9 protein-coding genes and 4 pseudogenes are annotated in these 10,229 nt (G+C 41.2%); all 13 read left to right on the top strand.

The genetic code is table 11. From position 1 onward, the window contains the following. Positions 1 to 259: pseudogene (locus CPT76_RS38460) on the top strand (protein phosphatase 2C domain-containing protein); the annotation flags it as partial. Between the two features lie 142 nt (positions 260 to 401). Beyond that, a pseudogene (locus CPT76_RS40385) lies at positions 402 to 649 on the top strand (hypothetical protein); the annotation flags it as partial. Between the two features lie 83 nt (positions 650 to 732). Continuing rightward, entirely contained in the window at positions 733 to 1,158 is a 426-nt protein-coding gene (locus tag CPT76_RS24335; RefSeq protein WP_105444758.1) for a hypothetical protein, read from the top strand. A 140-nt stretch (positions 1,159 to 1,298) separates the two neighbouring features. Further along, a pseudogene (locus tag CPT76_RS40390) lies at positions 1,299 to 1,480 on the top strand (recombinase family protein); the annotation flags it as partial. 368 nt (positions 1,481 to 1,848) lie between these two features. Continuing rightward, entirely contained in the window at positions 1,849 to 2,361 is a 513-nt protein-coding gene (locus CPT76_RS24345) for a hypothetical protein (RefSeq protein ID WP_219845461.1), read from the top strand. 365 nt (positions 2,362 to 2,726) lie between these two features. After that, positions 2,727 to 2,990, top strand: a complete 264-nt coding sequence (locus CPT76_RS38465; RefSeq protein ID WP_219845462.1) for a GNAT family N-acetyltransferase — start codon at positions 2,727 to 2,729, stop codon at positions 2,988 to 2,990. Positions 2,991 to 3,012: 22 nt separating this feature from the next. Continuing rightward, positions 3,013 to 3,267 carry a GNAT family N-acetyltransferase gene (locus CPT76_RS42285; RefSeq protein ID WP_374954730.1) on the top strand — a complete coding sequence of 85 codons (255 nt, stop codon included), beginning with the start codon at positions 3,013 to 3,015 and terminating at the stop codon, positions 3,265 to 3,267. 885 nt (positions 3,268 to 4,152) lie between these two features. Beyond that, a pseudogene (locus CPT76_RS40395) lies at positions 4,153 to 4,221 on the top strand (MerR family transcriptional regulator); the annotation flags it as partial. 30 nt (positions 4,222 to 4,251) lie between these two features. After that, on the top strand, positions 4,252 to 4,497 hold the full coding sequence (locus CPT76_RS40400) for a MerR family transcriptional regulator (RefSeq protein WP_258168766.1): 246 nt from the start codon (positions 4,252 to 4,254) through the stop codon (positions 4,495 to 4,497). 16 nt (positions 4,498 to 4,513) lie between these two features. Further along, on the top strand, positions 4,514 to 5,416 hold the full coding sequence (locus tag CPT76_RS24360) for a DMT family transporter (protein WP_105444760.1): 903 nt from the start codon (positions 4,514 to 4,516) through the stop codon (positions 5,414 to 5,416). Between the two features lie 442 nt (positions 5,417 to 5,858). After that, positions 5,859 to 7,865 (top strand): DUF5054 domain-containing protein, encoded by a 2,007-nt coding sequence (locus tag CPT76_RS24365; protein WP_181153022.1) that lies wholly within the window; start codon positions 5,859 to 5,861, stop codon positions 7,863 to 7,865. A 375-nt stretch (positions 7,866 to 8,240) separates the two neighbouring features. After that, positions 8,241 to 8,810: an SF0329 family protein gene (locus CPT76_RS24370; protein ID WP_105444762.1), complete on the top strand. Its 570-nt coding sequence runs from the start codon at positions 8,241 to 8,243 to the stop codon at positions 8,808 to 8,810. Between the two features lie 192 nt (positions 8,811 to 9,002). Continuing rightward, positions 9,003 to 10,184, top strand: a complete 1,182-nt coding sequence (locus CPT76_RS24375) for a DUF4317 domain-containing protein (protein WP_105444763.1) — start codon at positions 9,003 to 9,005, stop codon at positions 10,182 to 10,184. The last annotated feature ends 45 nt before the right edge of the window (positions 10,185 to 10,229 follow it).

The following is a 10,229-nucleotide window of genomic DNA, read 5'->3' on the forward strand; positions in this document are numbered from 1 at the left end:
TTTTTTCGAATACGGAAAAATTAATCTGACGTGTTTAAAACATATCATTTTGTTGACTGATGGGATGTTTTTACCAACAAATATCGTGCCCGAACAGAGTTCGTATTGGAGCTTTGTTGCGCGAAGCATGTTGAATAAAGGTATAAAACTATATACTCAAGAATTAATAGAACTTGAAGAATGCGATCCTGAGTGTATTCAACATATCCGCTTTAAGAAATCGGACGACAAGACAGCAATGGTGATTAATTTTCATTAGCAGCTGCGCTAACGGGAAACGTTAGCTTAATGAAGACATTTGAAGGCAGCCGACCCAAAAGCCGGCTGCCTTTTTACTTATCTAACGGGTAGGATAGATCGCTTAAAGGATGGAATAAAGGTGTTTAACATGAGGTAAAAGGGAGATTGTGGCGTACATTATAGCAGACAAACAAGACATGGCAATTGTTTTAGATACGCTGAGTAAGCTGCCTTCTACCAAAGGTACCATGCTCCAACGCGATCAAGGCAGCGTCTATACGTCACAGGCATATCAAGAGGCGGTAAAGGAAAAGGCATTACCCATGTGCATGTCCCGTAAGGGTACGCCGCTGATAATGCTCCTATCGAATCGTTCCATCCCACACTAAAGTCTGAAACGTTCTATCTCAAAAGGATTAACCTGCACAACGAACGGTAGTTTGGCAACTTAGTAATTGAAGTTGGTAAATTTATCGAGAGAAGAGGAGAAGGATGGCAATCTTAAAGGATGCAGCGTACCCATTTAATGGTTGTGAATTTGAGATTATATTAAAAGAAAAAGAAGAAGAAGGTATAATCAGCACAGTCTTTTTTCGGTTTGGTACTAGCTTTCCAGAATTGAAAGCCGATATTTCTTGTTTACAGAAGGAGCTAATATCTGCTTTTTTGGATATGAAAATTATAGATACAATCACTCCAAAGGTATTTACAACACAAGATCCTGGCCTATCTATATATTACATTCCTGAATCACCAAGAAACGGTATAGATGATGTTCTTTTTAGGCTAATATTTGTATTAGATGCAGGAGAAATAAATCAATATATTGCTACTGAAACTGGACCAGCATTATGTTTACTAGTTACCAAAAAACAGATTAATAGTTTTGTTCAAGAATATATCAATGAAATGAAATAATAATATTAATAAGTCATTGTTATTGCCCCGATCCGGCGAAACAATGGCTTATTTTTTCATTAGTAACATAAGTTACATAATCAGACTCAATTGTTATTTGTCTACCCATTCCATCTGTTGCTTCATTTAAGTTCTCGTTGGCGGACATTGTCTGCCTGGATAATGAAATCTTGTTCGACAGACGGAATTTTAAAACAATGGGTGACTTCGGTAAGAGGATGGAGGATCAGTTATAAGCCTCCTGGCATACGTAGCTGAACAGGAGCGTAAGAAAAACTGGCAACGACAGGCGGAAGGTATTGAGGTTGCACAAACAGAAGGAGATCGATGATCGTTTTCTTCGGGTGTATCAGGAGTGGAAGGCGGACTGATAACTGCAACCGAGGCTATGCGACAGATCGAAATGAAATGGACAACTTTTTACCGACGAGTCACATAGAGGGCAGGCGAGTCAGGAAGCGCAAGAGCAGAAACTGAAGGGTTGAAGGTAAGGCATTAATTTATTTGGCATTATCGCCTTAAGCTAACCGGCAGGTTAGTATAATAAGGGTAGCTTTGGTGTTTTGTTAAAATATGGAACTTTAATCATTTGATAACGTCTAAATACATAAAACATGCAGGTGAAGTTTGTTTATTGGAATTTGTACTTCATAAGAAGGTATGGTGGTGATTTTGGTGAGAAGGATTTTTTTGTTTATTTTACTAATGATTCTTATTACAGGTTGCTCATCGACTGAGGATAAAATTGACAAATTATTAGAGAAGACAGGTAAACCATTTGAGTTACTGTATCAAGAAGAAGTAGAAAATGGAATGATTGTCTTGTATAAAGACGAATCGGGATTCCGGCATGCTTACTTTTCTAATAAAACAAAATACTGGAATATAAGTGGAAATGCCGAGCTAAACCCAATAGATGGTTTTACTTGGGGAATGACAAATGACCCTAACATTCCAAAACTGACATTCGCAGGGTTGATTATCGATGACGAAATACAAAATGTGATCGTAAGACAAACGACAGTAAATCAACAAGCAAAAATTGTTTCAACAGATCAAGGACGATTTTGGTTTACCTATTTCGATAATTTGGATGAATCCTCAGACCACCTAAAAATTGAGGCTTTAGCAGGTAATGGTGATATCGTATGGAAAGATGGGGTTTATGATGGAAAATACTATCATGGAAAAACTAAAAAATAAATGTCACATGTTGAATAACGGGAAACGTTAGTTGAATAAAACTTAATGTTGAGCAGGCTGTAGCAGCCTGCTCATGTCATTAAGCTAACGGGCAGTATAGTTTAGTTATAAACGTACTTTCCAAAAAAGTGTGTGATAAACTGTTTGAAGCACAAGCCTGACTATACTGCAGATGACTTTTTAAACGATGAAAAGCTCTTTTCTTTACTTCACATGAGTCCAGCAGAATTGAAACAAGAATTGGCGAAGGGACTTGAAGACGAAAGCCGTTAGTGAATGTAACGTGTCCCCCTGTCAATTGTGTGTATGTTAATAGGTAAACAAATGAGCAGCGAACAAAATTTGTATTAGGAGGAGTATCTGCCATGCGCATAGAAACTCAAAATGTTGTTATAAGAACATTGGAAAAAAAAGATGCTAAAAGATTTTATTCAATTGCCAGGGAATCGGCTGTATACCGTTATATGCCAGATTGGGCCGACGGACGCGCACATCCGAAGGATTATTATGAGTTGATTGATCAGTATCAAAAGCAATCGGATAATACGGATATTTCCATTGGCCGTTCCTACGCGATTGCCTTGCCAAATACCGATGAGATGATTGGTAGCATAGGAGTGGGGGCTTAAAGAGAAGCTAAATGAAATCGAACTGGGATATTTCATGTCGGAAAAACATCAAAGGAACGGATATACCAGAGAAGCGATAAGTGCCTTGGCAGAATGGTGCTTTGAGGTATCTGATGTTAAGTATTTAATCCTGACAATTAATTGTGCCAATGTTCCCTCGAGCAAATTGGCTGAAAAATGTGGATTTAAATTGCTTGAAAGACGAACGCCTATAGGGGATAACCAATTTTATATGGAAAATGATAGTTACTTTTATTACAGAAGCTACAGAAAATAAGCATTTGTTTCCGATGGCTCCCAATCAGACATAAGCGATTTGTTGTGTCCAATCAAAACTATAAAGGCTTTGATATCAGTTATTGAAAGCAAATAAAAACCCTCCCAAAAAGGAAATCAATGTTCGTATTCTTCAGGCCCTTTAAACTTTCTCGTATCACCAGCCCTCACATAGCTGTAATTACTAGCTTGCATGTTATTTCATCATATATGCTTAACTGCCGCGTAGCTGCGGCTTCTTTTGTTTAAACGATATATGTTCTTGTCAAAACCCGACGACAAAGATCATATATTGTTTGCCGAAAAAGACAACAACATATATGGTTAACCGTGGTTGATAATTCTCATTCCAGATGTAGTTTTTAACATAAGAACTGAGTGCGTAAAGCTGATGTCTGCATAAACGGAGTTACAAAGCTAAACTGGCTTCAGACATTAAGCTAACGGGCAGTTTAGTTTAGGCAGCGAGTATTTAATCTAGCTGCCTTTTTCCCTGTTTAGTACCGACTTTTGTTTGGTAGAACACTCAGATGCACGAAGTGTCCATTGAGTAAGCAAGAAGAATTCGAAAATAAACGATATTGGAACGAACATTGTGCGTATTTTAACGCCGAAGGTGCCTCTATTATAGCTCCAGTTTTCACAGCCCCCTAGGGTCGATGATGGGCATTATAATGATAACTAGTAGTTCAGACGTTAACAGCTGTCTCCAAAATAACGCTTGCCTTAAAGTGAACTTTAAGGCTTAGGATGAGGAAGAACCAGCCGATTCCGTCTGAAAATAACCGATAAGGAGGGAGATCCGGCCAATGGCATTCACGATCAAAGAAGCTTCAGAGCGGCTTGGTTGCCCGGCTCATACGATCGTTTTTACGAGAAGGAGGGATTGCTCCCTTACATTAAGAGAGATAAGAACGGGAATCGACTGTTCGAACAAGATCACCTAGATTGGATCCGGCTGATGACATGTTTCCGGGCGACAGGGATGAAGCTGTCGTTGCTGAAGGAGATGGTGGATCTTGCGCTCGATGGTGATTCCACGATTCCACAGCGCAAAGCGATCTTAAACCAGTACAAGGAAGATTTATTTCGCCGCCAGAACGAATTAGCTGAAGCGCTCGACGCCGTCAATAACAAACTGTCGATATACGAAGACATCGAGAAAGGGAGAATCCCTTCCGAGAGCCAGTTGTTAATCAAGATGGAGGAGTCAGAGCGACAACAAACATAGAATGAGGGGTTAACAAATGCAGCAAAGAATTTTGGGCAATAGCAATATCCTCGTCTCTTCGATCGGACTGGGAATTATCGGTGCGGTAGGTGTGTTTGCAAAATATATCGATATGTCTTCTAGTGAAATTGCATTTTTCTTGAGCTTGATTGGGGCCCTATTTCTACTTGTCGTTTTCGTATGGACAAAGCAGAAAGTATTTTGGCGCAGTGTGAAGAAAAATGCTACCGTTCTTTTCATTGCGAGCATTACTCTTAGCGGTAACTGGATTTTTTTGTTTCAGGCATACAAGGAAACAACGATTGCGACTGCGGCTTTAAGTTATTATTTTGCGCCTGTTCTAGTTATTATACTTTCACCCCTCATTTTGAAAGAAAAGCTGTCGCTCAAAAAGGCAATATGTATCGGCACTGCTCTGCTAGGCTTGTTCTTCATTTTACAAAACGGTAGGATGGAAGCATCCGGTAACCATCTGCTTGGTATTGGCTATGGACTAGTCGCGGCGGGTTTCTATGCAGGATTGACACTGGTCAATAAGTTTATTCGGGACCTGGATGGGCTGGCAAGTACGCTTCTGCAGCTAGGTTTGTCAGTTGTAATGTTATTCCCATTTGTGCTGTTTAGCGAGGGCATCAATTTCAATGCGATTAACAGTACTGCGATTGTTTTGATGTTTGTGCTGGGTATCGTTCATGGAGGGATCGGTTTTTATTTTTTCTTTGCCGGAATGAAAGTACTTAACGGCCAAAGCATCGCTGTATTAAGTTATATCGATCCCCTAACTTCTCTCCTAATTTCAGTCCTGGTTATAGGAGAGAGGATGACTTTACAACAACTTATCGGCGCTGTCTTGCTTTTGGGTTCGATTTGGATTGGAGAAACTAGGGGGAGAGATGGGAAGGAAATGATAACCCATTAAATTCGATATAGAAACAAGGCAACTAATGAGACTCGGCTGCCTGTTCAACTAACGGAATACGATAGCTTAAAACAAGGGAGCAGAATGCCGTACGCCGGCAGCTGTTCCTTTTTTATAATATCAGAAAGTATAAACACCAGAGCCATGGCTTCCTGATATTGCAAGAAAAACTTCCTTTAAACGCGGTCTGTCTTCTTTGAAGGTACGTCGATAGACGTTTTTCTTGTTGAAGTAAACGGGCAGCATAGAATATGCGAAGCACATCGCCAGTACAATGATCCTTTATTCATCATCATGTCCACACCATACAAAATGTTGTCTCGTTCGTTCAAAGAATGATATCGTTTCGGCGTTTATCATATCAGATAACACGATCCAAATTCATGTTCTTGTTAGTAGATATTCACGACGTATGATGACTAAGAAAGGCGTGATGATAGAAATGAAAAAAATCTATGTGGTCAACAAAACTCATTTAGACATTGGTTTTACCGATTTGGCAGAAAATGTATTGCACAAGTATTGCCATGATTACATTCAAAACGCAATCACTTTAGCGGAAGACCTAAGAAAAGAGGGCAAAGACTTTGTTTGGACAACAGGCAGCTTTATTATTGAATATTACTTCAAAAACATGAATGAAGAAGCTTGTAAAAAGCTGGACGACGCCATAAAGAAAGGTTACATACGCTGGCACGCGATCCCGTGTACGTTTCACTCTGAAGCGATGGCACCTCAAACGTTACATTACATCATTTCCATCTCAAAGAAGTTAGATGCTCGTTATGGATACACAACAACAAGCGCAAAAATGACGGACGTCCCAGGACATACGATCGGGATTGTTGATGAGTTATATCGTCAAGGAATTAAATTTCTACACATTGGTGTAAATGGCTCGAGCTCCATTCCAGAAGTTCCAGATACATTTCTATGGAAGCATGGCGAAAGTGAGATCATTGTCTCTTATTCAGACGACTATGGCGGCGTCATCGGAGTGGACTGCATGGATAACAAACTGGCGTTTATGCACACTCACGATAATAGTGGTCCAGGAACAAAGGAGAAAATTAACGCGTATTTGTCAAAAATGGCGAATGAGTATCCAGACTATGAGCTTGAAATGACTTCTATGGATCAGTTTGCCAATGAACTTTGGGAAGTACGTGACCAACTGCCAGTGATCACAGAGGAGATTGGGGACACCTGGATTCACGGAACGATGTCTGATCCGAAAATCATTCGGGATTACCGGATTTTAACGAATTACATGTCTGATCACAACATAGAAAATGATGATGCTAATTTCTATGCGATGTTAGTTCCAGAGCATACTTGGGGAATGGATATCAAACGCTATTTCAGTGACTATATGAATTATGAAAAGAAAGATTTCCAGCGAGCGCGTAGTTTAGACCAAATTACCGATGCTGATTTAACTTATGCTTATGGCATTGTTAAAGATGCAACGGTTGGCGAAATGCAATTTACTTATAATGAGTGGACGGATCGTTCGTACAAATTTTATGAGTCTTCCTGGAAAGAACAACGCAAGAACATTGATCGTGCAATCGCTTGTTTGGAGCCTGAAGATCAACATCACATTAAAAAACGGATCGAAGTTCCCTATCATATCTTTGAAAACCAAGGGATTGAATGTGGTTTGGAAGAATTGATTTCGATCAACGGGTATCAAGTGATGTTTGCTAGCGATGGTTCTATTACCCACTTAGAAAAGGATGGAATCCTCTACTTTGATCAGGACAACAAACTCGGGGTGCTGAGCTATACCATTGCCGGGCAAAATGACTATGATAACCTGCGTTACAACTATTTGCGTGAGCTGCAGCATAATTGGTGGGCCATTGACTTCTTAAAGCCAGGAATGGAGATTCAAAAACGCATTCAATGGAATGAACATTTCACACCATATGTTATTAAATTAGTTAAGGAAAATGATTCGATGATTGCCACTTTAAAATATAGCCAAAGAGCTGTGGAGGAGTATGGTGCTCCAAGAGTGGTGAAGGTTAAATATCAATTTGGAGATAAAGTTGAAATTGCACTTTTATTACAGGATAAAGATGCCATTCGTTATCCGGAAATTTATTCTTTTGACATGACACCACGTTTGAATTCGCCGTACTTAACGAAGATTCGTAAAATGGATACCGTGATTTCACCTTTCGCAGTGGTAGGTCACGGAAATAAGCTGCAGCACATGATTGAAGAGTTAATTTACGATGGCAGCGATAAAAAAATCAACATTAAACCTATGGATGCCCCTCTGTTGGGAATCGGAACACACAACAATCTAAGTTATAACAACAAATACCATCCAGATAACCATAAATTTACGTTTACACTATTGAACACCACATGGGGAACGAATTTCACGATGTGGTATGAAGAAGATATTTTCGCCCGTTTTGAGTTAGTGCTGGGATAAAAAAGGCAGTTCATTATAAAAGAAAAGAAGACAACAGGATCCTCCTGTGTGTCTTCTTTTTGGTTTAGATGCAGAAATCAGGCACCCAGGAACAGGTTCATGTCATCTTCCACATTGGTAATGCCGCCGATCCCGAAGTTATCCACGAGGACTTGGGCCACGTTGGAGCGGCGTTGGTTGATTTTGAAACGAAGGACCTCGATGATTTGTTCCGGATCGTACTGAAAAAGTGTGACCCCGAAACGAAGGAGAATGAAAGTGCGGACTTTGTAGGTTGTTTTTTAGCAGGGGGTTATTCATACTGAACAGAGGCGCAATGAAACGATAGCTTTTTTTCAATAAAAGAAAGCTTGGTTTGAGAATAGAGGAGGAACCATGTCCTGGAGTAAATTGAAGCAGCAGCTGGAGAGTTTTCTCAGTCCTGCGTTAGTTGGAAGGGTTGAATACCGTGCAACGGGTTATCGTTATTTACCGGATAAAGCAGGGCTTTGTTATATTTCGGTAGATAAAAAGGACGTCCTCCGAATGAATGATAAAGCGAGTCCAATAAGGTGGTATCAGACGGAGCTGGAAATTAAGAATGACCCGGATGTCCAAATTCCGATCAGCGCTGAAGAAATGGAAGCGGTCCGAAAGGATACCAAAGGGACCGTTCCGGAGGATCGTCTAAAAGTCATTGCCAGAAACCGAAAAATAACAGGGTATGCTAAGGAGCTAATGTCAGCACAGGCTTCATTAAGTAAATCCAATTTTGTCGCGCTAGCTAATCAATTTTTATCTACTTCTATAGAAGAAAACATCGAGAGCAAAGATATTTTATTGAATATTCTGGCTTTGGTGGACAGACGCGTCGGGAAAAAGCGGATTCTAAACATGTCCGAGAAAATGAAGTTAAAGCATCCTGTTGTGCAGTATTTTTATGAGCTGCGGCGCAGCACGTGTTGAGAATCAATACCTTTCGTATTTGACGAGAACCCCGTCTATATCGATTGAACTAGAGTTGTGCATCGAACTTCTTGTTATTACGCCCGATAGCGGCCTATAACATGGCTTTAGTTCATTCTGTATAGCGAAGGGTTTTTGTTTCGTTTATACTGATAAAGCCAATTTTACTCTCTAGGAGTTGTCTGACGAACTATGAACAAGAAAGAAATCGCGCACATTCGCAAGCAGTTTAAGATGGATAATGAATTGATGAAGATTTTCGATATTCTGAACGTGTACATTATGAAAGAAACGAACGAAATTTATCACTGGGAGCGGAATCCCTTTGAGTTAGTGGACCGGGAGAAGCAGGAGCTGTACATGGGCAATTTCAAAAAGCTGCTGACCGGTGAATTGGATCATAAGCTGTTCGAGCTCAAGTTTCAGGAGGAAGCGGAGGACCCTTCGAAGGTGCTGCTTCACCAAGCGATCCAGACGGGAGATCCGGAGGAGTGGCAGGATCTGATGATGCTGCTCGTGAACAAAATGTTGGCGGACACGACGTATGAACGGGATACGGTCATCACATTCGTACGCGGACAATACTACCGGCCGACCAAGGCGAGGAATGATGCAGCAGAGGAGACCGGGAACGACGAAGTGTTCGGACATCCGTTCATTTTATGCAGCGTGAACTCTACGGAGAAGCAGCGGAAGGCGCTCTTGTTCGACTATGTGGAGAGAGAGTTTAAGTACAATGTTATTGCCGATCCGATTATCAAGCTCAGCACACCGGAGCAAGGGTTCTTCTATCCCAGCGTGACGGACAATTACTCCGACGTGAACCGGGTTCTCTATGCTACGGGGAAATCGAACGATCCGAATGAGCGTTTCATCTCGGATGTGTTGAATGCGGAACGGTCTGTGACGGCGATGGAAGAGCGAGAGATCTTTGAAGACATTGTGAAGGAAGTGGCGGGTGAACAGCTGGACTCAGCCACGATCGCACACGTGTACGAGGAGATCCATCAAGTGATTGAATCCCACCAGGATGAGGAAGAACCGGCGAAGCTGGACTACACCGATGTGGAACGCGTGCTGACCGCAAGCGGCGTGGACAACGTGACCAAGGAAGCCGTGGAGCGGGCGTTCGAGACCATCGTGGACGATAAGAACTATGAACTGAAGGCGAACAGCGTGATCCCGAAATTCACGTCCAAATCGATCAAGATCGATACCAAGGTAGCTACGATTACCATCAGTCCCCAGGATTTAAGGTATATCAAACAGGTGAGCTTTCAAGGCAAACGTTGCATTATGATTGAGGTTGACGAAGATGCTGTTATTGAGGGCTTTACGCTCACTACAGAGACGTTGTTGGAGAAGGCGGAATGAAGCGAGTAACAGTCTTTGCATTGGACATCGCATACGTCACATTAG

It is taken from the genome of Paenibacillus sp. AR247 (genome assembly GCF_002968895.1).
In the GTDB taxonomy this organism is placed as follows: Bacteria; Bacillota; Bacilli; order Paenibacillales; family Paenibacillaceae; genus Paenibacillus_AQ; species Paenibacillus_AQ favisporus.